Origin of the sequence: Marinobacter alkalisoli (assembly GCF_045449795.1) — a bacterium.
Taxonomy (GTDB): Bacteria; Pseudomonadota; Gammaproteobacteria; order Pseudomonadales; family Oleiphilaceae; genus Marinobacter.
In genome coordinates this window covers 221,335-247,224 of the sequence record NZ_JBJJLB010000016.1, presented here as the reverse complement: position 1 = coordinate 247,224, position 25,890 = coordinate 221,335, and the positions used below count along the sequence as shown (strand labels likewise).

The 25,890-nt window shown below is 57.5% G+C and carries 22 protein-coding genes and 1 other RNA gene; 9 read left to right on the top strand and 14 right to left on the bottom strand.

Annotated elements, in window-relative coordinates:
• Positions 1-12: 12 nt before the first annotated feature.
• Positions 13-1,527 carry a tetratricopeptide repeat protein gene (locus ACJO3M_RS05700; RefSeq protein WP_407000407.1) on the bottom strand — a complete coding sequence of 505 codons (1,515 nt, stop codon included), beginning with the start codon at positions 1,525-1,527 and terminating at the stop codon, positions 13-15.
• A 4-nt stretch (positions 1,528-1,531) separates the two neighbouring features.
• Complete coding sequence (locus ACJO3M_RS05695) at positions 1,532-2,092, bottom strand: AraC family transcriptional regulator (RefSeq protein ID WP_407000406.1); 561 nt, start codon at positions 2,090-2,092, stop codon at positions 1,532-1,534.
• A gap of 446 nt (positions 2,093-2,538) precedes the next feature.
• Between ACJO3M_RS05695 and hchA the strand changes: the two genes are divergently transcribed.
• Together hchA and ACJO3M_RS05685 are read left to right on the top strand one after the other, a co-directional pair.
• Positions 2,539-3,402 (top strand): glyoxalase III HchA, encoded by an 864-nt coding sequence (gene hchA, locus ACJO3M_RS05690; RefSeq protein WP_407000405.1) that lies wholly within the window; start codon positions 2,539-2,541, stop codon positions 3,400-3,402.
• Positions 3,403-3,406: 4 nt separating this feature from the next.
• Positions 3,407-4,117: a PA1136 family autoinducer-binding transcriptional regulator gene (locus ACJO3M_RS05685; RefSeq protein ID WP_407000404.1), complete on the top strand. Its 711-nt coding sequence runs from the start codon at positions 3,407-3,409 to the stop codon at positions 4,115-4,117.
• Positions 4,118-4,138: 21 nt separating this feature from the next.
• On the opposite strand, the gene ACJO3M_RS05680 is transcribed toward ACJO3M_RS05685, so the two are convergent.
• The 12 genes from ACJO3M_RS05680 to ACJO3M_RS05625 form a co-directional block, all read right to left on the bottom strand.
• Entirely contained in the window at positions 4,139-5,317 is a 1,179-nt protein-coding gene (locus tag ACJO3M_RS05680) for a vWA domain-containing protein (protein ID WP_407000403.1), read from the bottom strand.
• Positions 5,318-5,339: 22 nt separating this feature from the next.
• Positions 5,340-6,182, bottom strand: coding sequence for an AAA family ATPase (locus tag ACJO3M_RS05675; protein WP_407000402.1), 843 nt, complete (start codon positions 6,180-6,182; stop codon positions 5,340-5,342).
• Positions 6,183-6,274: 92 nt separating this feature from the next.
• The gene (locus ACJO3M_RS05670) at positions 6,275-8,227 is read right to left on the bottom strand and encodes a VWA domain-containing protein (protein ID WP_407000401.1); all 1,953 of its coding nucleotides are present in this window, start codon (positions 8,225-8,227) and stop codon (positions 6,275-6,277) included.
• A gap of 31 nt (positions 8,228-8,258) precedes the next feature.
• A complete protein-coding gene (locus ACJO3M_RS05665) occupies positions 8,259-8,603 on the bottom strand; it encodes a hypothetical protein (RefSeq protein ID WP_407000400.1) in 345 nt (114 codons plus the stop codon).
• Positions 8,603-9,049 (bottom strand): YcgN family cysteine cluster protein, encoded by a 447-nt coding sequence (locus ACJO3M_RS05660; protein WP_407000399.1) that lies wholly within the window; start codon positions 9,047-9,049, stop codon positions 8,603-8,605. Before ACJO3M_RS05660 ends, ACJO3M_RS05665 begins: the two co-directional genes overlap by 1 nt.
• Positions 9,046-9,339, bottom strand: a complete 294-nt coding sequence (locus tag ACJO3M_RS05655; RefSeq protein WP_407000398.1) for a YcgL domain-containing protein — start codon at positions 9,337-9,339, stop codon at positions 9,046-9,048. Before ACJO3M_RS05655 ends, ACJO3M_RS05660 begins: the two co-directional genes overlap by 4 nt.
• Positions 9,336-10,484: a ribonuclease D gene (locus ACJO3M_RS05650; RefSeq protein ID WP_407000397.1), complete on the bottom strand. Its 1,149-nt coding sequence runs from the start codon at positions 10,482-10,484 to the stop codon at positions 9,336-9,338. Before ACJO3M_RS05650 ends, ACJO3M_RS05655 begins: the two co-directional genes overlap by 4 nt.
• Before the next feature lie 21 nt (positions 10,485-10,505).
• Positions 10,506-11,108: a recombination mediator RecR gene (recR, locus tag ACJO3M_RS05645; RefSeq protein WP_406985156.1), complete on the bottom strand. Its 603-nt coding sequence runs from the start codon at positions 11,106-11,108 to the stop codon at positions 10,506-10,508.
• A 47-nt stretch (positions 11,109-11,155) separates the two neighbouring features.
• The gene (locus tag ACJO3M_RS05640; RefSeq protein ID WP_407000395.1) at positions 11,156-11,479 is read right to left on the bottom strand and encodes a YbaB/EbfC family nucleoid-associated protein; all 324 of its coding nucleotides are present in this window, start codon (positions 11,477-11,479) and stop codon (positions 11,156-11,158) included.
• Between the two features lie 13 nt (positions 11,480-11,492).
• A complete protein-coding gene (dnaX, locus tag ACJO3M_RS05635) occupies positions 11,493-13,379 on the bottom strand; it encodes a DNA polymerase III subunit gamma/tau (RefSeq protein ID WP_407000394.1) in 1,887 nt (628 codons plus the stop codon).
• A 141-nt stretch (positions 13,380-13,520) separates the two neighbouring features.
• Positions 13,521-13,617, bottom strand: an RNA gene (gene ffs, locus ACJO3M_RS05630) — signal recognition particle sRNA small type.
• Positions 13,618-13,697: 80 nt separating this feature from the next.
• Positions 13,698-14,453 (bottom strand): 2OG-Fe(II) oxygenase, encoded by a 756-nt coding sequence (locus ACJO3M_RS05625; protein ID WP_407000393.1) that lies wholly within the window; start codon positions 14,451-14,453, stop codon positions 13,698-13,700.
• Between the two features lie 143 nt (positions 14,454-14,596).
• On the opposite strand from ACJO3M_RS05625, the gene ACJO3M_RS05620 reads away from it, so the two are divergent.
• From ACJO3M_RS05620 to ACJO3M_RS05590, 7 genes are all read left to right on the top strand, one after another.
• On the top strand, positions 14,597-15,490 hold the full coding sequence (locus ACJO3M_RS05620) for a D-hexose-6-phosphate mutarotase (protein WP_407000392.1): 894 nt from the start codon (positions 14,597-14,599) through the stop codon (positions 15,488-15,490).
• A gap of 17 nt (positions 15,491-15,507) precedes the next feature.
• Positions 15,508-16,323: a lysophospholipid acyltransferase family protein gene (locus ACJO3M_RS05615; protein WP_407000390.1), complete on the top strand. Its 816-nt coding sequence runs from the start codon at positions 15,508-15,510 to the stop codon at positions 16,321-16,323.
• Positions 16,323-17,270, top strand: coding sequence for an SDR family oxidoreductase (locus tag ACJO3M_RS05610; RefSeq protein ID WP_407000389.1), 948 nt, complete (start codon positions 16,323-16,325; stop codon positions 17,268-17,270). The genes ACJO3M_RS05615 and ACJO3M_RS05610 overlap by 1 nt, the downstream gene beginning before the upstream one ends.
• Before the next feature lie 68 nt (positions 17,271-17,338).
• Complete coding sequence (prsK, locus tag ACJO3M_RS05605) at positions 17,339-19,471, top strand: XrtA/PEP-CTERM system histidine kinase PrsK (RefSeq protein ID WP_407000388.1); 2,133 nt, start codon at positions 17,339-17,341, stop codon at positions 19,469-19,471.
• A 131-nt stretch (positions 19,472-19,602) separates the two neighbouring features.
• Positions 19,603-20,976 carry a PEP-CTERM-box response regulator transcription factor gene (gene prsR, locus ACJO3M_RS05600; protein ID WP_407000387.1) on the top strand — a complete coding sequence of 458 codons (1,374 nt, stop codon included), beginning with the start codon at positions 19,603-19,605 and terminating at the stop codon, positions 20,974-20,976.
• Positions 20,977-21,028: 52 nt separating this feature from the next.
• Complete coding sequence (locus tag ACJO3M_RS05595; RefSeq protein WP_407000386.1) at positions 21,029-23,725, top strand: tetratricopeptide repeat protein; 2,697 nt, start codon at positions 21,029-21,031, stop codon at positions 23,723-23,725.
• 161 nt (positions 23,726-23,886) lie between these two features.
• The gene (locus ACJO3M_RS05590; RefSeq protein ID WP_407000385.1) at positions 23,887-25,884 is read left to right on the top strand and encodes a PA14 domain-containing protein; all 1,998 of its coding nucleotides are present in this window, start codon (positions 23,887-23,889) and stop codon (positions 25,882-25,884) included.
• Positions 25,885-25,890: the final 6 nt, after the last annotated feature.

Here is a 25,890-nt window from a genome sequence, read left to right as displayed (position 1 = left end):
CACACACTCTCATCACTGGCCACCCTTTTCGAGCGATTCCAGCGCCAGATACTCGTACAAATGAGCAATCTGCTGTTCGGTTTTATCCAGCCCATAGCCCATCCTTTCATCCTGCCGGGCGACGAACGCCAATGCCTTTTCATCAAGGACGGTTTCCGCCCGCACCCGCAAACCGGAGGCACGCGACTGCAGCGCACCAAGTCTGGAAATGGCGGCCTCAGTGCGTGTCAGCAAGCGCTCAAGCACCGTATTCCGTTGTGCCAGCCTCTCATCCAGTGCCACCAGGGAAGATTCACTACCCCCCAGCACATGCCCTGTCGTGGTCAGAGATTTCAGTTGCTGCGGATCACTGATCCTGGCCTCCAGCTTTTGAACCCGGGCGCGTAACTGGCCAACCCTATCCATCAGCATGGCCTTCCGGTCACTGGCGGCTGCCGGGGATGTCGCGAGACGGGTTGTCAGAGAATCGCGGAAAACGCGAAGGTGGCTCACTTTTGCTTCCAGCGAAGCTGCAAGCCCGGTGAGCTCCGACACCCGTGCAACGGCATCCTGAGCCGCCGGGCTTTCCATGAACCTCAGCAGGTAAGCCATGCGCGGCTGTGTGAGGGTGCGGTTATCCGCCAGAAACCATTGTGCGTCGGAATCCCGGGCATCCTGAACCAATGCTTTCCAGGCGCCATCCTGACGAATGCGGGAGGCCAGCTTACGCAGGGTCACACGCTCGCTTTCAAAGGATGCATTTGCGGCAAGATACGCTTCACCCGCCTGCCCCAGATAACCGGAGAGGTCATAACCCTGCCCAATTCCCAGCCAGGCATCTTCTACCCCGGGATACGCCAGGGGGTACTTCTTCGCACGGTGCCAGGACTGCATTGCTGCACGATGGTTGTTCCGCGCAGCCAGCGCCAGGCCATGGAAATACAAGGCGCGAGGGGTGTAGTAGCTGTTGAGGGGCACCTGCTCAAGAAACCCGATGGCCTTCTGGTACTCTTCCTCCAGGTAAGAAAGGTAGCCCGCCCGCACCAGAAGCTGACTTCTCAGATTGGTGCTGCGCTCGCTCACGGTATCCTGCTCAGACATCGCAAGAGCGACGCGAAGGGCAACCAGTGCACGGGTCGGATTGAGATCCCGCTTGCTATAATCCGCCGCCAGATTCATGTAACCAAGGGCGGCCCAGTAACCGGCTTCCATGCCTGACAGAAGCTGCCCCGCCCTGTCCCGATGACCTGCCCGACGTTCCAGTTCCGCCTGCTCGTAGATCGCCTGCTGACGAACCTCGTCACTCCGCCCTGACGCCATCTGAGCCTTGAGCCAGGACTCCGGATCTTCGCTGAGATTGCTCGCGTAAAACTGAGCGCGCTCCGGCTGTCCCGAGGCCAACGCGAACCTGGCAAGGCCGGCTGCCAGCGATTGCTGCTCACGTTCGCTGGCCGCAACGGAGGACAGCAGCATTGCAGCAAGCAGCACCGTGAACCCGAACCACCGCACACAACCTCGCCAACGACGGTATACCAGACTGACAACCATGCCCCTACTTCCACTCCCTGAAAGAAACCTGCGGCTCGTAATCCGGCGCCCTTGCATCCAGGGATACCTGGATACGATATTCCCCTGGCAGCTTGCGGAAACGGTGGGTTGATTCCCGTCTGACGTAACGATCATCCGGGGCCCGGGCAGTCAGCACCGTTTTGAGGACATGGTCACCGTGGGGAAGATTTCCGGTATACAGCTGCTGAACACCACCCTGCTCAAGGGCGCTGAGTTCCCGATCTGAATAGAGGTGAGACGCAACCGGCGTGTCATCAACGTAAAGCTCTACGGAATCCAGCGTCAGGGCATCTTTGCGGGCAAGTGTCAGAAATACTGTCACCCGGGTATCGGCTGGATGGAGAATGCCTTCCTCAAGCGCGAAAACCTCCACCGCCAGGCTTGCGACGTCGGCCTTGAGCTGACTGATCTCTGCATCCAGCTCATTGGCAGCCACATGGCTGGGGAACAACAGGGTATGGCCAAGAATGACCAGTAATATGACGGTGAGTCTAAACCGGCCCCGACTCGAAGCGGGGCCAGTAGCCTGCTCTGCGGCGAACATACGCTTTCTGCCTCTTGTTATACACCGTTACACACTGACAAGAAGCGTAACACCCGGTTACTTTCAAGAACGGTATCCAGATCACCAATTGGACAACTCGACGTGTCGACTTATTTGACGGATATTCAGGCGAGACTTACGGAAGCGGCGAAGGAGGAAAGAGCATGGCAGTCTACTGCTCTGATATACAACGAATTAACTCAAGTGGCCCCGGAATTGCTCTAGGCGAGGGAGCGGGGAAGCCGTGACAGCGACCCCGTTTAAAATGCCGAGCTTTGCCGATGCCCTCAACCGCATCGGCTTTTTTTTGGGGTTTCCGAACTATTTGCGGCCTCCCTCTATGCCTGTGCCCCCACGCGGAACCACGTTGAGGTAAAACCCTCATTTTCACCGAAGTCCGGCCCACTATAATGAAAGACTCAATCCCCATAAGTGAGGAAGCAACCATGACTAACATGCAATCTGAGGACAAGCGCCCTACTCCGGATCCCGCCGAAGATAACGCATTCTTTCCCTCTCCCTATTCGCTAAGCCAGTTTACTTCCTCCAAGTCTGATCTTAGCGGTGCCGACTACCCTGCTCCCTATACAGGTGGTCGCTGGAAGGTGTTGATGATCGGTGCTGACGAGCGGTACCTGCTAACGGATAACGGCACAATGTTCTCGACCGGCAATCACCCTGTAGAAACCCTCCTGCCAATGTATCACCTGGACAAAGCCGGTTTCTCCTTCGACGTTGCTACCCTTTCCGGCAACCCGGTCAAATTCGAGTTCTGGGCGATGCCGTCCGAGGACGAAGAGGTGAAGGGGCTTTTTGCTAAGTACCGTGACCAGTTCAAGAAGCCCTTGAAGCTTGCTGACGTGGTTGAAAAGGCTCTCGGTGATGATTCGGACTACATCGGTGTGTTTATCCCCGGCGGCCATGGGGCTTTGATCGGTCTGCCTGAAAGCGAAGATATGAAAAGCGTCCTTGAGTGGGCCGCTGAGAACGACAAGTTCATCATTTCGTTGTGCCACGGTCCGGCAGCTTTTCTTGCCGTTGGTGACAACTCAAGCTTTACAGGTTACAAGATCTGCGCTTTCCCGGACGATCTCGACGCTCAGACGCCAGGTATGGGCTACATGCCAGGTCATCTGACGTGGAAGTTTGGTGAAAAGCTGAAGGCAATCGGGTTCGATATCATCAACACAGATATTTCCGGTGCGACCCACCAGGATCGCAAAATGCTCACCGGCGATAGTCCTCTTGCCGGTAACGCCCTCGGAAAGCTTTCGGCCAGTGCTTTGCTTGAAGAAGTGGCCCGAGAGTAACCCCATGCAAGCAGACGCCACACTTCGCACCGCGCTTGCTATCGAAGGGTGTGAAAGCCTTCAGGCCATTCAGGATGCGGTTCGCGCCTTTGCCGGACCGCTCGGTTATGATCGATTCATTCTGTTCTCTGCGTCCTCGACGCTTGATGGCATTGTCGAGCGTATCTACTGGGTGGAAGGGGACTGGTTCGGGAGTGGTGAAGCAATCGATGCACAAACCTATGTTCGCCGTTGTCCGGTTACGCGAAACATACTGGAGGTGTGCCAGCCATTCTTTTGGACCAAGATTCTGGATCAGGATGGTGAGCGCTATCGCGTCGTCCGCAAACCGCACGGCTATGGCATCCATGGCCTGCAGATCCCGGTCTTCGGCCCCCTCGGACTGGAAGGCGCCATGAGCCTGGGCGGGGAAAGAATCGATGCATCGCCACAAGCCCGTCTTGCGATGGGTGTGGTGGCAACATCTGCATTCTTTTCCGCTCGCAGGCTTATGGAAGCCCCCAAAGAACAGAACGGCAGGAACCTTTCAAAGCGGGAACGCGAGGTGCTGTCATGGACAGCTGTTGGCCGGCGACATGCCGATATCGCAGCTACTCTCGGGCTGTCCAGACGAACCGTGGAAAATCACCTCCGGAGAATACGAATACGTCTCGGCGTGGCGACTACGGCCGAAGCCATCAGAGTTGCTATTCGCAACGGGGATATTGAGGGGTAACCCAATATCCCTTGCACCTTTTTATTTACTCAACTGCTTCATGGCCGACTCCAGGCCTTCAATGGTCAGCGGATACATGTGATCGTTAACCAGTTGCCGGGTCATGCCCAGTGAACCGCCAGTTCCCCAATAGCTTTCGGGCAGCGGATTGAGCCACACTACCTTGCGGAAATGATCGGAAATGCGCTGGAACCAGGTGGCGCCGGCCTCTTCGTTCCAGTGTTCGATCGATCCACCGGGGTGCGAGATCTCATAGGGCGCCATGGTGGCATCCCCCACGAAGATCACTTTGTAGTCCGGGGTGTACTTGTTGAGAATATCCCAGGTACTCGTAGTTTCGTTCATGCGGCGAATATTGTTCTTCCACACGCTTTCATAGACGAAGTTGTGGAAGTAGAAGTACTCCATGTGTTTGAACTCCATGCGCGCGGCGGAGAACAGTTCCTCGCAGACACGCACGTGGGGATCCATGGAGCCGCCGACATCGAAGAAAATCAGCACCTTGACCGCGTTATGCCGCTCGGGAACCATCTTCAGGTCAAGATAACCGGCATTGCGGGCAGTAGAGCGAATGGTATCGTCCATGTCCAGTTGGTCTGCGGCGCCCTGACGGGCAAATTTGCGGAGTCGGCGCATGGCAACTTTGATGTTGCGGATACCCAGCGTGATGCTGTCATCCAGATCCTTGAATTCGCGCTTCTCCCAGACCTTCACTGCCCGGCCATGACGACCGTTTTTCTGGCCGATACGAAATCCTTCCGGGTTATAGCCATCGGCGCCGAACGGCGACGTACCGCCGGTACCAATCCACTTGTTACCGCCAGCATGGCGTTCCTGCTGCTCTTCCATGCGCTTCTTGAAGGTTTCGATCAACTCTTCAAGACCGCCAAGGGAATCGATTTTGGCCTTGTCTTCCTCGCTGAGATGCTTCTCGAATTCGGCCCGGAGCCAGTCATCGGGAATCAGCATCTCCATCAGGTCCTCGAGATTCTCGATTCCCTCGAAGTAGGCCTTAAAAGCGCGGTCAAACTTGTCGAAGTGGCGCTCATCCTTTACCAGACACACCCGTGACAGGTAATAGAACTCCTCCATATCCGCGAAGGCCAGCCGGTTTTGCAGGGCCTCCAGCAGATCCAGAAATTCACGCAGGCTGGCGGGCACTCTCGCCCGCCGCACTTCGAGAAAAAAATCAATCAACATAAGGTGTAGCTCTTGCTGAATGTCAGCTGCGACGACGAGCCATGAAGGCCAGCTTCTGCAACAGGTGAACGTCCTGCTCATTCTTCACCAGGGCGCCGTAAAGCGGCGGCAACGCAGAGCTGGTGTCCTTCTCCTGCAACATTTTGGCAGATAATTCATCCGCCATCAGCAGTTTCAGCCAGTCGATCAACTCGGACGTGGATGGCTTTTTCTTCAGGCCCGGCACCTTGCGCACGTCAAAAAACACCTCCAGGGCGTCCCGTACGATTTCCTGCTGCAGCCCCGGGAAGTGCACGTCCACGATGTCTTGCATGGTGTCGTGATCCGGGAAGCTGATGTAGTGGAAGAAACAGCGACGCAGGAACGCGTCCGGCAGCTCTTTCTCGTTATTACTGGTAATCACCACAATGGGGCGTTGCTTCGCCTTTACGAATTGCTGGGTCTCGTACACGAAGAATTCCATACGATCGAGCTCCAGCAGCAGATCGTTCGGGAACTCGATGTCGGCCTTGTCGATCTCGTCAATCAGCAGCACTACCTGTTCGTCAGCCTCGAAGGCTTCCCAGAGCTTGCCCTTGACGATGTAATTGCTGATGTCCTTGACCTTCTCATCCCCCAGTTGGGAATCACGCAGGCGGGACACCGCATCGTATTCGTAGAGGCCTTGCTGCGCCTTGGTGGTGGACTTGATGTGCCAGGGGATCAGTCGCTTCCCCAGAGCAGAGGCCATTTCTTCAGCCAGCAGGGTTTTGCCGGTCCCGGGCTCGCCTTTAATCAGCAACGGGCGTTGCAGCGAGATAGCCGCATTCACCGCCATCTGCAGGTCATCAGTAGCTACGTATTTCTCGGTACCGGTAAACTTCATTCTGTTGGTTCCTGTTCGATTATCAGTTTGTCCGCAGCGGAGTATAAAGCCTTGCCCTGCCAGTGATAAGGGCTGCCAGCACCACCCCGGCCTTAGGGTTTGCGTTCTTCCTCGCCCTTCGGCTTGTCGCCGTCAGCGGGAGGGGATTCAGGATCATCACCGTCTTCGGTGTCTGGAAGATCATCAAACTCGGAGAGATCGAAGTCTTCCAGGCCAAATTCTTCTGTGCTTTCTTCATCATCGGCCTCGGTGCTGGCCACCGGGATTTCCTCTTGTGGCTCAGGCTCAGGCTCAGGCTCAGGCTCAGGCTCAGGCTCAGGCTTGGATTCGGGTTCCGGTTCCGGTTCCGGTTCGAGTTCGGGCTCCGGTTCGGGTTCTACCACCGGTACTCCCTCCTCATCCTGACCTTCCTCGCCGTCCTTATCTTCAGTGTCGGTTTTGGTGTCAGTGGCAGGCGCTGCTTTGCGCTTGCGCCGAACAACGGCATATACCCCACCAGCGACAATAAGGATCACTACGATACCGCCTGCGATCATCGCCCAAAGCGGCACAGCCGGATCGGATTCCTCCGGTTCTACAGGATCGGCCCGGGGCTCCTCGACGGCACTGATGTCAATAGGCCCGGCGCTGGCGCTGTCTTCTGCAGGCTCCGGCTCGGGCTGTGGCGGCTGAGCGGGCTCTTGCTCACCTTCTGCCCCAGACTCAGGAGCGTCCTCCTGAACGGGTGCCATGGGTTCGGTGACCGCCGGCTCGTCTGATGGCACGGAGGAAGCCTGGCCCTCCGGAACATCGAAACGGCTGACACCGGTGAACTTGCGGGAGAACGTTTGACCGTCTGCAACCACATCAATCACATACTCCCCGGGGGATGGCATTCGCCCGATGGTGTCCCGGTAGACCCCGTTTTCGGGCGGCTGCTCTCCGGACAGTACCTTGGTCCCGCTGCGATCATCCTCGGAGGTGATGGTGACACGAACGTCGATGACATCCAGAAAGTCCGGATCGGTGAGCTTGTCCTGGTCTTCAAAAAACGCTATCCGCAGCGCCAGAGGTTCCTCTTCGGAGAATGCCGGCGGCACCGGGTTCACCACCATGCGCAAGTCACTGACGACAGTTACCCGGCTGCCTTCGCCAAGCTCACCGTTCAGTCGCCACTCCCCTTCTTTCGGGTCGGTGACAGTAATCAGGTCATAGCCGGATTCCCGAGCCCAGCGCATGGTGTCACCCGGATTGCCAACCGCGGCCATGTTGCCATCCGGGTCTGTTAGCTGAAGCTCACGGGTATCACGGGTTTCGCCCTCACCCCAGAAAATCAGTGCGGTAAATTCCTGCACGCCGCTGTCGACACTGAACCGGTTGCCTTCGATAGGCACCTGCTCCTGGGGCACAGCGGCATTCAGAGCTTTCAGGAAGGCGCGGTTCAGGGCATCGGCGGAAGGCGCAATACTGTGGCTGCCCCCGGTTTCCCCGGCCAGGGTTTCCAGAAACCCGACATCCGCTTCGGCGGACAACGCCACCGTATGGAACGTTGCCCCTTTGGCGATCAGATCATCCAGCAGCGGCCCCAGAATGCGTTCACGCTCGGCCTGATTCTCCTGATCACTGTCAGAGATATCGACCTTGCCATCGGTCAGCAGGATGAAGTCCGTATTGGCCAGATCCCCATCGGTAAAATAATCGTCGCTGGCGACTTCAATGGCCTCGCCCAGATTGGTGCGAAGGGCAACGGAATTGATCTCTGAGGACCGGTTGATCATCCGTTCCCGCCAGCTGTCGTCAACGCGATCCCGGGGAACCAGCATGTTGACGTACTGGCCAAAGGTCCAGAGACCGGCGTAAGCGTCTTCCGGCAGCATTCTGGCAAGCAGGCGCACGGCCGGTTGCCGGAGGTTGTCAGGGTCGTTGTCTTTCATGGACCCGGAAATATCCACGATAATGCGGACATCCGCGCCCTCGGGAAGCTGAACATCGCCTGCTTGCTGGGCGTTTGCCCACACCGGCAGGCCGAGGGTGACAACGAGACAGACTCTCAGTATCCAGCGCATCGTGACTCCGTTTTATTATTGTTCTTTACGCTTACCGCTTCACCAGTCGATAGCGAACCAGGTCCAGCAACCACACCAGTAGCATCACCAGCGCGGCAATACCCAGGTTCAGCATTGCCCTGGCCGAGGCATCCGCATCGCCAAGGATCAGCTCGTATCCGCCATACAGCCACGCCGGTACCCACCAACCCGCCACATCGGCGGATTCCACAGGCGTCAGCAACAGCACCACGAGAGCGGCCTGTAGCAAGGTGCGCAGGCCATACAACGGCAGCATCCGGAACAGCCGGGACACCATGTAAAAGAAAACCACAAAGGAAACGGCGTAGAGCGCCCAGAAAATGCCGTATGCGAGTTGAGCTTCAGTATCGATCATTACAGGATCCAGTGAATTATGTGTTCTTCCCAGTCTTCTTCCGGCACGCCACCTTCTGAGATCACGCGATGGCGAACCGAGACTCCGGCCTCATGAACGGTTTGCGGATCACCCGACCGTAGCGGGTGCCAGTCCGCCAGCGGGCGGTTTTCCGCCAGTGTCCGGTAGGCACAGGTAAACGGTAGCCAATGATAATCCGCAAGCGCGTCAGGTGTTAGTACGGTGCAGGCCGGAACTTTCTCCAGCCGCTGAGGATAGACCGTACAGCGGCAGGTATCCGTGTCCATGTACCGACAGACCAGATCGGTGTAGTACACGTCTCCGGTGTCTTCGTCTTCCAGTTTGGCCAGGCAGCATTTGCCACAGCCATCGCACAGGGATTCCCATTCAGCAGGCGTCATCTCGTCCAGGCGTTTACGCTGCCAGAAGGGAATCTCTGCAATCATGACTGGCGTTGCTCCGGCTTTTTGCGGAAATCCACCACGTAGCTGTCGTTTTCCTCGGGCATCTGCAGGTAGAAGTCCTTGTCCGCGATAGCATTCAGCACCTGACTACCGTCAGTGCGGGCCAGCTTCCTGTCCGGCGTCATCACCAGATCCATGGCGTGAACCGGCGCTCCGAAAATACCGCGCAGGCTCTCTGGCAGGTCATCCCATATCTGGCCGCGACGCACGTAAAGGTAGGTGTCCGCCTTTTTGCTGCTGCGAAACACCGAAACAAACTGTTTATCCGTCATGATGTCAATAATTCCTCAAGCTGTTCACGAACCGGTGCAATAATCTGGCTGCGCCAGCCACTGGTAAATAGTCCGGCCGACAGATCACGCTGGTGAACCACGGCCTCAAGTCGTTTACGGGGCGCCAACAGTTCCACGGGCACATCCGCCGCCTCCGCAGCCTTCACAATGACTCGTTTGAGCTGCTTGTAGAAAGCTTGCTCCTCACGGGTCAACGGCGCTGCAATCTGTGGCAGGTCCGTTGCATCGGCCTCACACCCTTCAGCAATCAACTGCAGTATTTTATCACCGTAACGGCGGGTCACCGGCTGGGGTAACCCCTGAATGTTGGACAGAGCCCGCAGGGAATCCGGCAGGCGTTCGGCAATGGCAATCAGCAACGGATCCGCGACCACGCGGCCCCGGGGGCGATCACGGTGACGGGATTCTTCTTCACGCCAGCAGACCAGCTTCTGCAGGACCGCCTGCTGCTGGGGGTTTAACGTCCAGCCACCGCGGAGTTTGAGATAGTGATTCTGTGGATCATCCTGCCCGGATAGCTCAGCGGCAAAGCGGGCGGACTCATCATACAGGGCCTGCTCGAGGTTTCGCTCCCGGAGATTCGCCACGACCCAGTCGTACATCGGCGCCAGGAACCGGATATCGTCCAGCGCATAACGCTCCTGGGCCGCACTCAGGGGGCGGGAAACCCAATCCGATCGGGTGGCGGATTTATCCAGGGTTTCGCCGAACAGGGTCTCCACCAGGCGGGCATACCCCATGGAAAAGCCAGCGCCGGCAAGTGCGGCCCCGATCTGAAGGTCCACGACACCGGCGGGTTCAAGTTGCAGCCAGTGCCGGAACAATTCCAGATCCTCGCTCATGGCATACAACAGCTTCGGGGAATCGGCGTCCGCCAGGATCCGCCTGAATTCTCCGGACTGTTCGGCAACGCCGGGATCCACCAGGCAATACTCACCGCCCAGACCAAGCTGGACCAGCCCGGGAATCGGAAAGAAGGTGCTGACCCGCTCAAACTCGGTGTCCAGCGCCAAGAACTCGCCCTCGCCACCGGCGAGCCAGCGGTCGAGATCCTCCGGCTCGCGTATCCAGTGAATAGTGGCAGGCGCAGCGGGTGCCGTTGCGACTGGAGTCGTGAAAGCCATAGAAATGTGCCCGATCAGTCTTTAGTCAGCCAGGGGCTTGCGCCCTCGGAATGCGTGAGTCAGGGTGAATCCGTCGACATACCCAAGCTCTCCGCCCACGGGAATGCCATGGGCCAGCCGGGTAATCAGAACGTCTTTACCGTCCAGACGGTCGGCAATGTAGTGGGCCGTGGCCTCACCCTCTACGGTAGGGTTGGTTGCCAGGATCAATTCCTTGACGCCCTCGGCCTTGATGCGCTGTAACAGCCGCTCAATACCAATTTCTTCCGGACCGACACCGTCAATCGGCGACAGGTGCCCCATGAGTACGAAGTAGCTGCCACGGTAATCGCCTGCCTGCTCGATGGCCAGGAGATCGGAGGGGCTTTCCACCACGCACAGGGTACCGGTAAGACGAGCGGGATTCTCGCAGATGCCACAGACAGGGGTATCGGAGAAATTCTGGCAGCTATCGCAACGGCGAACGCCGGACATGGCAGTGTTCAGGGCCTCTGACAGCCGGAAACCGCCGGAACGTCCCCGTTCCAGCAGGTGAAATGCCATGCGCTGGGCGGTCTTCTGCCCGACCCCGGGAAGACACCGGAGCGACTCCACCAGTTCATCGACCAGCGGGCTAAACGCCATGCAACATCCTCATGTAAGTTATAAACAAAAATCTTTAAACCAATGAATTAAAAGGGCATTTTAAACCCGGGAGGCATGCCCATTCCGGACATCATGCCGGACATTTTATCTTTCTGGTTGGCCTCGACACGACGCACGGCATCGTTGACGGCCGCCGCAAGCAGATCTTCGAGAATCTCCTTTTCCTCGCTCATCAGGGACGGGTCAATCTCCACCTTGCGAACGTCGTGGCGCCCATTCATGGTGACTTTGACCAACCCGGCTCCAGACTCGCCAGTGACCTCTTCCTTGGCAATCTCTTCCTGGGCCTTCTGCATTTCTTCCTGCATTTTCTGGGCTTTTTTCATCATGTCGCCCATGCCATTCATCATCTGTTCATCTCCTTCAACGGGAACCTTGTAAAGGCCGGATACTCTCTTCGACTACCCTGCCCTCGAATCGTTCAACGATGGACTTCACCAACGGGTCGCTCCGGATCGCGGATTCCGCAGCCTGTTGACGGGCCAGGCGCTGTCGCTCCTCCCAGGCCGCCGGTGTCTTGCCGCCGGTTTCACCCTGCTCTATACGCAGGTTGATGGTGTCGCCGAAGCGATTTCTCAAGGCAGCGAGAATCTTTTCCTCATGCCGGGCGTTCAAAAGACGGGCGTGCCCCTCTTCCATCGTTAACAGGATGGTGTCTCCGTCACGAGTGAACGCGGTGTGGCTGGCCAGGTTACCTGGCATGCCGACGATACCAAGGCTGCGAAAGTCCCTCTCCCAGACAAATTCACCGGAAAGCTCCTGTTCCGGCTCCTGTATCGGTTCAGGCGCAAGCTCGGGCTCGGGAACGGGTTCGGGTTCGGGTTCGGGTTCTCGTGCCGCAGGCGCAGACTCCTCGCCCGGCGCGGTCTCGGACAGATACTCCGGTACTGGGCCAGGATCGAATTCCGGCTCGGGAACCGGCTCAGGCGACGGAGCGGACTCCCCGCTGGCTTGCGGCTCTGACTGTGGTTCCGGCACGGGCTCCGGTGTTTCGGCTACGGACTCCTGTACCGGCCCGGCGGGCTCTGGTTGAGCGGCCGCCGGCGCCGGTTGAGATGCGACAGGCGCTGGTTGCACCCCTGCGGGCGCAGGGTCAGGCTCGTCGCGGGATTCCGCTGAACCGGACTGACGGCCTGAATTGAACGCAGGGGGCTCCCGGCGATCGGTACCGGGACGGAAGGCCAGCATCCGCAGCAGGGTCATTTCAAACCCCATCCGGGCATCCGGTGTCACCGCCAGATCCTTACGCCCCATCAACGCAGCCTGATAGAACAGCTGGGCATCTTCCGCACTGAGTTGTCGCGCCAGCGTCTGCACCTGGGCCGCATCGCCAAGGGCATTATCCACACTGCCCGGCACCACCTGCTCCATGGTGACGCGGTGAAACAGGGATAACAGGTCTGCCAGGATCACGCTGTAATCCGGCGCGAAATCCGAAATACGGTGTATCTCTGAAAGCAGCGATGGCCCGTCGTTGCCCACCAGGGCATTGACCAGCTTCTCGATATCCCGCTGGTCAATCGTGCCCAGCATGTTGCTGACATCACTGGCGGCCAGTTTCTGGTTACCAAAGGCGATGGCCTGGTCCGTAAGGCTCAGGCCATCACGCATACTGCCATCCGCCGCACGGGCCAGTAACCACAGCGCCGGCTCTTCGAATGGAATCTGCTCTTCGGTCAGGACATGCTTCAGGTGGCCGGCGATGTGCTCCGGCGTCATGCGTTTCAGGTTGAACTGCAGGCAGCGGGACAACACCGTGACCGGCAATTTCTGGGGGTCGGTCGTGGCCAGCAGGAACTTCACATGCTCTGGCGGCTCTTCCAGCGTCTTGAGGAACGCGTTGAAAGACTGGTTGGTGAGCATGTGCACCTCATCGATCAGGTACACCTTGAAGCGGCCACGGGTGGGCGCGTACTGGACGTTTTCCGTCAGCTCCCGCATGTCATCCACCCCGGTACGGGATGCCGCATCGATCTCGATCAGGTCAACAAACCGGCCTTCCTGGATTTCCTGGCAACTGGTGCATTCACCACAGGGCCTCGGCGTGACGCCGGTTTCACAATTCAGGCACCGGGCCAACAGACGGCCAATCGTGGTTTTACCCACGCCACGGGTACCGGTGAAGAGATAAGCATGGTGAAGACGTTGATTTTCCAGGGCGTGAATCAATGCCTGAAGCACGTGCTCCTGACCAACCATGTCCTCAAATGTACGGGGGCGCCATTTACGGGCAAGTACCTGGTAGCTCATGTTTCGCCAACTGCAGTGAAAATGGCCTTAACCTTAGCACGGACATGAACTGATAAGAAGCCGCCGGGCTATCGGTTGGGACTGGAAAAAGCGTCGATTTCAGCGGGATAAGACAGAAAGAAAGGTAAAATCTGGGGGTGACTCCACCAGCGACACTCCGGCACACAATTCCACCGCTGCGGCTGCTCCCTTCCGGGCCTGACCGGGTTCACGGTTTCATGTTGCGGAGGCACCAATGGAGCCACCATAACGGCGTTTCAGGACATTTCCCTGAAAGCGGCGCGCATAGTAACAAAAGGGTTGGCGGACTACAACGACTTATAACGGCAGCGGCACTTCGTCCTGACGGAACCAGCACGCAAGGCTGTATCGGGCGCGGTTTGCCGGCAGAACCTCGTGGGGAATCTCTTCGCTCAGGAACAGCACCATGCGCCCCATCTCCGGCAGCACCATGCCACACGACTCATCCTGACTGTCACGATTGAACAGCTGTAATGTTCCGCCATCCCCGGCCTGCCACTGCTCATTGAAATAGAGCACTAGACTGACGATGCGCGAAGCACGACCAGCAAAGCTGTCGAGGTGTTTGCGGTAAAAATCTCCGGACTGATAGGTCGCGTAGTGGGCCTCGAACCGCTTGAGCCCCAGGAACAGCCGCCGATTCAGGCCTTCCTGTATCTGTGCCAGGCAGTCAAACAATGCCTGCTGCGGCGGAGTGATGCCCTGCAGCCAGGCAATCCTGTCGCGTCTCACTGAGCGGTCACGGGTCAGATCAGCGCCCCGGCCGATGCCCGCTTTTTTCATGGCGTCCGTTACATCCAGTATCCGGACCTCTTCCCTCAGGGCACTCAGTAATGCATCTCCCAGACGATCACGAACATCGACACTGACCCAGCCGGACTCTGTCAACTCCATTGCCAGGTCGTCCAGCCATTGCTCGGTGACGCCATCGTACCCACTGCCAACAGAGGACGCTTCCGGTGGGGCCACGCCCTCGCCGGCAACGGCGTCAAATTCGCAACTGCTATCCGTGATCAGCGCATTCCTGATCGGACTAACAACCGGGTGATCCATGGTTCTGCTCCTCTGCAAGCCCGGTATTTTATGCCGGATTCTCGCGGCAACGTCAGTTTTAATTTACTCTGTTGGTAAGCAAATACACCTAATCCCTGAGCAACACCCCAGGGACAGACACATCACGTAACAAGAGGCACTGAGTGACAACAAAACCCGGGCACTGGTCGTTTACCCGCTGGACTACCATCGGGCAACTGGAAGCCATCGACGTTCATCATCCATTGTTCCGCGCTCAACTATTCCTCCAGGGAGCTCACCTCACCCACTTTGCCACACACGACAAACCGGACTGGCTCTGGCTCAGCGACACCGCGCGCTTTGAAACCGGCCGGGCGATTCGGGGTGGCGTCCCCATCTGCTGGCCCTGGTTCGGAGTGCCGGGGAAAAATCCGCCGGAAGTCCGCAAACGCATCCACACCACCGATTCCCATGGCTTTGCCCGTACAGCCCTCTGGAAGCTGGAGGATGTTCAGGAATCCGCCCACGAAGTTGAAATCAGCCTGTCACTGGCGGCCAATGAAGATTTTTCCGACCTGTGGACGGGGCACGCACTGGCACTGGTGACCTTCAACTTTTCAGTCAAGGGCTGCCAGATTGCGCTGACGACGACCAATCTCGGTAGCGAGCCCATGGCCTTCACGCAGGCACTGCATACCTATTTGCCCACGGCCGACATCCACCAAACCCATGTTGAAGGGCTTGACGGCTGCGACTATGTAGACACGCTGCAGAACTGGAGCTACCACTTGCAAAAAGGGGCGCTGTCGTTTCAGGGCGAAACTGACAGGATATACGAGTCCGGTGCCCCCCTGGTTGTTGCCACACCCGCCAGCCGACGTTCACTGACCGCCATCGGCAGCGACTCCACGGTTGTGTGGAATCCCGGTCCGGAGAAAGCGCAGGCACTTTCGGACTTTCCCGACACTGGCTGGAAATCCATGCTGTGTGTCGAAACCGCCAATGCACTCAGCGATTACCGGGTGTTGAATGAGGGGCAAAGTCATACCCTCGGCGTAATGATTGGACGAGTTTAATCTATCAGGGAGCCTCAATGAGCCTGGCATCAATCCTCAAATCCAAACTGGTTCCTGCGGAGCTGAGCGAGCAGATCAATCGCATCCGCAAGCCGATCGGCAGCCTCGGTTACGACCCCTGGGGCTACAATAACGAAGCCATCAAGTATGGCTTTTCGCTGACCAGGCAGATCTACGAGAAATATTTCCGGGTTCAGGCCAGCGGTGTGGAAAAGATCCCCTCCGAGGGACCCGTGCTGATCATTGCCAATCACAGCGGTCAGTTACCGATTGACGGTCTGCTCATTGGTTACGCCCTGGCCTCCCGCGAGGTGAATCCCAGGATTCCCCGGGCGATGATCGAACGCTTCTTCCCTACCGTGCCCTACCTGGGCAACCTGCTGAACGAAATGGGGGCGGTGCTGGGTGATCCGGTCAATTGCGCCAAGATGCTGGCCAACGATGAGGCGGTCATTGTGTTCCCGGAAGGCGTGCGGGGATCCGGCAAACTCTACCAGGATCGCTATCAACTCAAACGGTTCGGCAACGGCTTTATGCACCTTGCCATGAAATACAAGGCCCCTATCGTTCCTGTTGGCGTGGTTGGATGCGAGGAAACCATTCCCGCCATCGCCAATATCAAGCCGCTGGCGAAGGCATTGGGCATACCCTACGCGCCCGTCGCATTGCCGGTTGTATTGCCAGCGAAGGTTCACCTCAATGTGGGCGACCCCATGTATTTCGATGACCTGGAAATCCCCGAGGAGAAAGTGACCGATCGGGTTGAGCAGGTGAAGGCGGAGATCAGCAAGCTGATTGACAAGGGTCTGAGCGAAAGGAAAAGGCTGTTCTGATGAGCGAGCAACAGAGACCACGCATACTCGTGACCGGCGCCGCAGGGGCCCTGGCACAACAGGTGATTGACCGGCTCCGTGAAGACTGTGACCTGGTAGCGGTGGATTTCCGCGAGCAGGTCTATCTGGGTGACGACATCCCCAGTTACTGCATCGACTTCAACAAGCGGGTGTTCGAAGACCTGTTCAGACGCTACCGGTTTGACGGCGTCATTCACCTGGGCCGGATCATGTCCAGCCAGCTGACCCGGATGCGCCGATACAACGCCAATGTCCTCGGCACCCAGAAGTTACTGGACCTCAGCCACAAATACGGCATCAAACGGGTGGTGGTACTCTCCACCTTCCACGTATACGGCGCAGTGGCTTACAACCCCGCGCTGATTGACGAAGAAGCCCCGTTAAAAGGCGTGGGCCTGAGCGCAGACCTGGTGGACTCCGTAGAGCTTGAGAACCTTGCCAACATCTACCTCTGGCGCTACCCGGAACTGAACATCACCATTCTGCGCCCCTGTAACATTGTTGGCCCCGGGGTGAGGAACTCCATCAGCACCCTGCTTGCCAGCGAACGGGCGCCCGTGCTTGCCGGGTTTTCCCCGATGATGCAGTTCATCCACATTGATGACATGGCGGACGCCATTGTTCTGACCTATAACAAGCCCCAGCGGGGTGTCTTCAACGTAGCGCCGGAAGACTGGGTTGCCTATCAGCATGCGCTGAAACTGTGTGGCTGCAATCGCCTGCCGATTCCCTCCATACCGCCGGCGCTGCCAAAGCTGATTCTGAAAACACTCAGTATGAGAAGTTTCCCGTCGTATTTGATGCACTTTTTCAAGTATCCTGTCGTCATTGACGGCAGAGCTTTTGCCAGGGAATTTGGATTCAGCCCCCGACGACCGCTGAAGGAAATCTTCCGATTCTATCGGGAGAACAAAAAACCGGTGTGACGGCATGACACCGCCTGAAGGCGGATGCCGTCAGGGATTTGGGGGCATAACAACGCAGGACGCGAGGCATGTTAAGTAATTTCAGTCTTATCAGCCACTCTACGGCAGCCATCTCGTTTGGCCTGCTTGGGTTGCTTATTGCCTCCCATTACCTTCGCCGGGACATCGACAGAGTTCTGCTGCTGGCATCTGTCGTGTCAGTGATCTGGGCAGGTGCCCTGGTTGCCCAGAACCTCTGGGGGCAACCTTCATTCTTCATCCGTTATTTGCTGGAACTGCTTCGGGATGCCGCCTGGATTACCCTGCTGTTTGCCCTCCTCCGGAACTCCTTCCGGGCCACGGCCATTGTAGGACGGCTTCGCCGGATGCTGGCCATTGCCACCATCTCACTGATCGTCTTCCTGCTGGTATTCGGAGCACTGGAATATACCTTTGGCCTGGACCTCCTGGACGGCAAGACCAAGGTTGTCGGCCAGATTGTGCTGTCGTTGATGGGGCTCTCGCTGGTTGAGCAGATCTGGCGAAACTCCGTATCGTTTGGCCGATCAAGCATGAAGTACATCTGCATCGCCGTCGCCACGATGTTTGTCTTCGATTTTTTCATGTACGCCGACGCCCTGTTGTTCGGCCAGGTTTCCGAGTCGTTCTGGAACGCCCGGGGACTGGTCAACGCGGCCCTTGTGCCCCTGTTCGCCATCAATACCATTAACACCCGCAAACAACCGGTGGAATTTCAGCTTTCCCGCTCTGCGGTCTTCCACGCAGGCACCTTTATGTTTGCCGGGGCCTACCTGCTTTTCCTGGCCGTTGGCGGCTACTACGTCCGGGCCCTGGGCGGTGCCTGGGGCGAGGCATTGCAGGTATTGTTCTTCACCATTGCCCTCGCATTCCTGGTAACGCTGCTGACATCCCGACGGATACGTTCAAGACTGATGGTGTTTATCAGCCAGAATTTCTTCGACTACAAATACGACTATCGCGAAGAGTGGCTGAAAATGACCCGGGAGCTTGCGAACCTGAGCGATGACCCGCCCTTACCCGAGAGGGTTGTACGTATCCTGACGGGTCTGGTGGAAAGCAACGCGGGGGCTATCTGGTTGCGGGACGAACAAGGCGCTTACGCGCTCAAAACCGCCGTCAATCTCACTACCCCCAAGTTCACCACCATTGAGGGAGACGGGGAGATTGCCCGCTTCTTCAGGGAACGTGAATGGATTGTCGACCTTCATGAATACCGTGAAGACCCCATTCGTTACAACCTGCTTGAAATCCCGGATGCCATCACCCGCATTCCGGATGGCTGGCTGATCATTCCGCTGTACCTGGGGAATGACCTTTATGGTATTGCCCTGGTTGGCAACCCCTATGCCCCCGTGGAACTGAACTGGGAAAACTTTGATCTGATCAAGGTGGTTGCCCGCCAGTCCTGTAACCTGCTGGCCCAGGCAGATGCCCAGAATCGCCTCTCCCGGGCCATGCAGTTCGAGGCCGTCAGCAAAGCCTCGGCTTTCATGGTTCATGACCTCAAGACTCTGATTGCCCAATTGTCGCTACTGGTCAAGAACGCACCCCGTCACCGCGACAATCCCGCTTTTATTGATGATATGGTAAACACCACTGATCACGCCGTGCGTAAAATGGCGAACCTTGTTGACCACATCCGCAAACCCGCCGAAGACACTGAATCAGCCGAAATTCTTGACCTCCGGGATGTGGTCATCCAGCTCGCCGAACATTACAGCCGTCGGCCGCCGGCCCCACGCATTATCGGCACCCCCTCGCCCAGCCCAATCAAGGCGGATCGCGAACAACTGTGCAGTGTGCTCGGGCATCTCATCCAGAATGCCCAGGACGCGACACCACCGGAAGGCGAGGTAACGCTGACCCTGAAAATAGCCACGGACAATGTCGTCCTGTTTATCCAGGATACCGGCGCCGGAATGACGGAAGAGTTCATACGCTCCCAGCTCTTCAAGCCCTTCGAGAGCACCAAAGGGTTGACCGGCATGGGAATCGGTGCGTATCAGGCCAGGGAGTATCTGCGGAAAGTAGGGGGCAATATTGACGTTACCAGTGAGCCAGGGGTCGGATCCTGCTTCTCTGTTCGCTTCCCGCTGACCGCGCCCAATCAACGCAAAACAGAAAATGAAATGGATGGGCCAACTGAACAGCGGCCCAGGCAAGGACAGAACGCCAATTAATTGCCGCTTTTAAAATTTAAATCACCCAGACATTGCAAAGCGTCAACATTCAGTTAAGAATTGTTACAGGGATGAGTTGATCAATATTGCATCAATATAGTTACAGGGCAAAAAAGGGATTTAGGGCTGTTGTGAGTAAACGACTGTTAATTGTAGAGGATGACCCCGGCCTTCAAAGCCAAATGCGCTGGTGTTTCAGTGACGACCTGGAAGTCGCCATGGCGACAGATCGTGAATCCGCTCTGACAGCGCTCAGACGCATCGAACCAGACGTTATCACCCTTGATCTGGGCTTGCCGCCGGACGCTGGCGGAGCATCCGAGGGGTTCAGCCTCCTGGAAGATATTCTACGCCTGTCGCCACAAAGCAAGATCATTGTCGTGACGGGGCGCGAAGACAAGGAAAATGCCGTCAAAGCCATCGGCATGGGCGCCTGCGACTTTTATCAAAAGCCGCTTGATGCGGACATCCTTACGTTTGTTGTCAATCGCGCCTTCAGAATTGCCGAACTGGAAAAAGAAAACCGGGAACTGTCTGAGCACCGCAACGGCACCAGCATCAAAGGGATTGTGGCTACCAGCCCACAGATGCTGGCTATCTGCAGAACCCTGGAGAAAGTCGCCCCTACTGACGTCACCACGCTGATCACCGGGGAAACCGGTACCGGCAAGGAATTGCTGGCCCGTGCGCTCCACGACCTGAGCCACAGACACACCAAGACATTCGCCGCCATCAACTGCGCCGCCATCCCCGAAAACCTTCTGGAAAGCGAACTGTTCGGCTTCGAGAAGGGGTCATTCACCGGCGCCACCCAAAGCAAGAAAGGCAAAATCGAAAACGCCAACGGCGGAACCCTTTTCCTGGATGAAATCGGAGACATGCCGATGGCGTTACAGGCCAAGCTGTTGAGATTCCTGCAGGAACGTGTTGTCGACCGGGTAGGTTCGGTCAAGCCGGTTCCCGTAGACGTACGGGTTGTCTGCGCTACCCACCGGGACGTCCGGACGCTCATTGATCAGGGCGAATTTCGTGAAGACCTCTATTACCGGATCAGCGAAATCACTCTGGATGTGCCCCCGTTGAGGGAACGTGAGGGGGATGCCCTGGTGATTGCCCAGTCACTTCTGAGATCTCTCGGCAAACATATGGACCGCCCCAACCTCACCTTCACCGAGGATGCCATTAATGCAATCACCACGTACCAATGGCCCGGGAACGTCCGGGAAATGATCAACAAGGTGAAACGGGCAACCATAATGGCGGATGGAAAACGAGTCACCGCCCTCGACCTGGAGCTGGAACAGAGTGCCGACAGCAGGGACAACCTGCTCAATCTCCGGCAGGTCCGGGAGACCGCTGAGCGCCAGGCGATCATTCAGGCACTGCAGAGTTGCGGGTTTAATATGGCCCAGGCATCCAGACTACTGGGAGTCACCCGACCTACGCTGTATAACCTTACGGACAAATACCGTATTGAAACGTCACATGCGGCCTCAGGGGCCTGACAAACGGACAGGGACATCAGAACAAGCACCTGACAGGAAAAGGAACAGGGCCATGAAAGCAGTTGTTACAGCACGCGCCATCCTGCTATCGGCTGCCGTTGCGATCGGAATGGCCGGTTGCGGCAGCGATAATGAAATGAGCCAGGAAGAGATCCAGTACCTGAGCCACCTGGATCAGTCCCGTTTTTTTCAGCGCCAGGGCGAACTCAAGGCCAGTACACTGGAAGCCCGCAGCGCTATCGACCTGCAGCCAGACGAGCCGGCCCCCTACTTCATCATTATCAACAACCTGCTGAAAGCCGGTGATGCCATCAACGCTGAACGCCAGCTCAACCGACTGATGGATGACATTCCGGAAGAGACGCTGGACAGCGGAACCAGAAACCGGGCCCAACTGATCCGCGCGGAAGCCAATCTGATGCAGGGCCACTTTGACAAAGCCCTGGCCAATCTGGCGGAGGTCTCCACGGAGGATCGGGCCCTGGAAAGCGAAGCCGGTCTCCTGAAAGGCCGGATCCTGTTGGCTGCAGACCGTCTGGACGAAGCAAAGCAGGCTTATGAACAGGCACTTTCTATCACCAACGACTCCGCCCTGCCCTTTGTCGGTCTGTCCCGGGTGGCCCATGCCGCCGGAGATCGGGAAGCCGTCCAAAGCTATATCGCACAAGCGGAACAGGTGAATGGCGAGAACGCGGAGCTCTGGCTCTGGAAAGCGCAGCTCGCCCATGAGGCGGAGGAATGGAAGACGGCAGAAGAAGCCTACATTCGCGCCCTTGAGGATATTGGTCAGTACGACATCATGACGTTCCGCAAGTACGAAACCATATCTGCCCTGGTCCGTGTTCTGAGGGCTCAGGGTAAGGCATCGGAAGCCTTTGTGTACGAGGAAATACTCGCAAAATCCGGCCCCGGCACGATCAAAAGCAACATAGCCGCTGCCAGGGAAGCCTTTAAGGACGGCGATCTGGATTCCGCCGCCAACTACCTCGAAGAGGTATTAACCCATGCTCCGAACCACGAGCAAAGCACCTTGATGCTGGGCATGATTCGCTTCCGCCAGGGTCAGGTTCAGGAAGCAGAGCGACTGCTTCGGCCGATAGCCGAAATGGGAGACTCTGAAGCCGCCAGAAAACTGCTTGCCGCCGCACGGATTCAAATGCAGGATCCGGAGGAAGCCCGGGCCATTCTCGAAACCCTGTCCGACAAGGACACCGACCCGGAAACGCTTGCCCTCGTTGGCATCGCATCCCTGTCATCCGGCGATCTGGAGGCCGGCGAACCGCTGATCGAGGAGGCGTTGTCACTGGCCCCGGACAACCACGCGCTCAGGCTTCGCTACGCAGGCTACCTGATTCAGCGGGGAGAGTCTGAAAAGGCCATTGCTCAGGCAGCACAGGTGCCAGCGGATTCAGATCTGCACGCCCAGGCCCTGATGGTAACCATCGAAGCACACCTGTCATCCGGTAACAACGCTGATGCGATCGCCGTGGCGGATGCCTGGATTAAAAACAAACCCGACAGCACGGCCGCTATTATAGCCCGGGGCAACCTGGCAGCGCGGACCGGCAGCCCCGACCAGGCCAGAGGCTACTTCCAGCAAGCCTCGGAAAAGTCGCCGGACCTGGCCGCACCACACATCGCCCTTGGCAACCTTGCCAGGAGTCAGCAGGATCTTGCGCAGGCACAGACTCATTTCCGTCAGGCTGTGGCCCTGGCTCCGGACAATCGACAGGCGCTACAGGGGCTCGCGGGCGTCATGGAGCCCGCGGAAATACGAACTTACATGCGGGATCTTCTGGAGCAACAGCCGGATGCGACCGGACCAAAACTGATCCTGCTTGAGGCAGCCCTTATTGAAGGAGACAACCGGGAAGCCGACAAGCTCTCTGCCGTACTGCTGGAACGAACCGAGGAAAACACCCCTGCGCGGGCCGAGCCCCTGGTGGCCGGCATTTACAATTCGGTAGCCTCCCGTTTACGCCAAGACGGCAAGAACGAACAGGCGGCAACGGTACTGGAACGCGGCCGGGTACTGTTTCCAGAGTCTGCGGACATAACACTTCAGGCCGCAGCCGTGGCCTTTTCCGAAGGTAACCCGAAGCAGGCCAGGGAACTGCTCCAGGAAGCGAAGAAATCGCACCCACTATCCGCTGCGCCCTACACAGTGGAAGCGCGGTACTTCGAGCAGCAGGGACAGTTCGATCAGGCCGCGGAGCTTTACCAACTGGCCCTGGAAAAATCGCCTTCGGCGGACCTTCACCACGCCTACGCCCGCTCCCTGCAGCAGTCCGGCCGCAAACAGGAGGCCATGGGGGCTCTGGACACTGCCCTCGCATCCTACCCGAACAGCACGCAGTTACTGCTCAGCCAAGCCATGCTGCACCAGTCTGACGGTGACCCCGAGAAAGCCAGGCAGGGCTACGAAACCCTGCTGAAATCAGCCCCGGATAACGCCCTGGTGCTCAACAACCTGGCCTGGCTCTACCATCAACAGGGCGATGCCAGGGCGATGGACCTGGCGCGCAAGGCCTATGAAAAAAGCCCGGACAACGCATCGGTAGCGGATACCTACGGCTGGATCATGTTCAAGGCCGGTAACCACAAGGACAGCCTGCCCGTTCTGGAAAAAGCCTACCAGTTGCAACCGGATTCCGAGGAAATTGCCATGCATCTGGCCGAAGCCTACAGAGCTTCCGGCCGGGCAGACGAAGCTCGCGAAATCCTGGAGAAATTCGGCGGGCAGGGGTAACCCCTGCCCGCCCTTTCCAAGGACTGTCCTCCGGTCAACATTCGGATTCGATATAACCCATAGCCCCAAAGTCCAAAACAATCCAAGCATCCGCTGGCGGCACTTCCTCACTGAAACAATACTTAACGTGTTGCATCATTGACCAGGAAGGCGGGTGACGTATGTCTGTTTGCAAAGTACTGGGAGTAGGAAGTGCAGTCATTCTGATCAGCGGTTGTCAAAGCTGGCAGTTTCGAGGCATTGAGGATCTCCCGCCAACGGCTGCGCTACCCGAGGACAGCGAACCTGGCAAGGTGGAAGTCCGGTATTTTGACGGCATCAGTGGCTCGAGCGTTGACGACCTTATCAGCCAGGAGAAATACCCCGACAACCCTGACGAAGTCGTTGAACTCACCAGCCTCCAGGTACCCGGCGGACGAACCGACAATTACGGATCGCTGGTACGGGGTTTTATAGAACCTCCCCAGGATGGGGATTATCGTTTCTTCGTTGCAGGGGATGATGAGACCCAGTTATGGCTAAGCACTTCCGACAATCCCGCTGATGTATCACTGGCCGCTTCCGTTACCGGCTATTCCAATCCTGGCTATTACCAGAAATACTCCTCGCAAACCTCCGCCTACAAAACTCTATCCGCTGGAAAACAGTATTATTTTGAGATCCGGCATAAAGAAGGCGGCGGCGGCGACCACTTTGACGTCGCCTGGGAAGGCCCGGGGATCAGCCAGCAAATTATTGACAGCGCCTACCTGCACTCCTGGGCCGAACCGGTCTATGGTGACGATGTCAGCTCTGGTGAAGCTTACTCCCTGGGCTATCGGGTGGGCTTCCTTGACGGCTCTGAAGGCCTGGCATTCAACCCGGACTATCCCCCACTCGATGCGGACAAGGACGGCATCTATGACAACTGGGAAGTGGTCTATGGGCTTGATCCATCCAACCCCGACGACGCTGCTTCCGATCCTGACGGAGACCTGCTCTCCGCAGCCGATGAATTCCTGATTGGCACCGCCGAAAACAACCCGGATACAGACGGTGACGGTATTCCCGACGGCAGCGAATACGCCTATGACCTGGATCCACTTGATGCCTCGGATGCCGAGGGGGACCTGGATAACGATGGTTACACCAATCTTGAAGAATATCAGGCGGGGACAGCATTGAATGACCACGAAGACATGCCGGTCGAGGAAGAGGAGCCGGAGCCACAATTCATCGCAGGCTTCACAGGACAGTACTTTGAAGGTACATCGTTTGACCGGCTGGTTCTGACCCAGGTCAACGAATCCGTCGACTTCAACTGGGGTCAGGGCAGTCCCACCCCGGACATGCCCAGCGACCAGTTCAGCGTGCGTTGGAGCGGTACTTATACTGCGCCCCATAATAGTGGCAGCAATAACTACGAGTTTACCGTCAGAACCAACGATGGGGTCCGCCTATACGCCAACGGTGAACTGGTCATTGATGACTGGACACAGCATGCTCCGACCTCCTTCAGTTATGAGCGTTCACTGGAAGCTGGCGAGCCATTAAATCTGACCATTGAGTACTTCGAAGATGTAGGCAGCGCTGTGGCTCAATACTCCGCGAGGAACATGACCACCAACGAGAACCTATCGACCGCGTCGACTGTTACCACACCAGACTATACCTCTCTCAATAGCCAGGACACCGATGGTGACGGTATTCCCGATACCTGGGAGCTACGGCATGGTTTGAACGCCTGGGTGCCGGATGCCGATGGCGTCAACAACAATGACGGTATCAGCAACCTGCAAGCGTACGACAGTGGCCTGGATCCCTACACGCTGGAAACCGTGGAGACAGACAGCGACGGAACCACTGGCGAAGAACCGGAAACCACCGAGCCAGAACCCTCCGATCCAGGAACCACAGACAGCTCCGTTACCCTGTCCTGGACGGCTCCGTCCACACGAATGGATGGCAGTTCGATCGACCTCAGCGAGATCGATTACTACATCATCAACTATGGGCAGAGCGAATCGGACCTGAGTCGTGAGCAGAATGTTGGTGGTGATCTGATGTCCTACACATTCGACGGCCTGGCATCAGGTACCTGGTACTTCACCATCCGGGTGGTCGATACCAACGGCCTTACCAGCGCACCATCCAGTCCAGTGTCGGCAGAGGTGCAATAAGGTGAT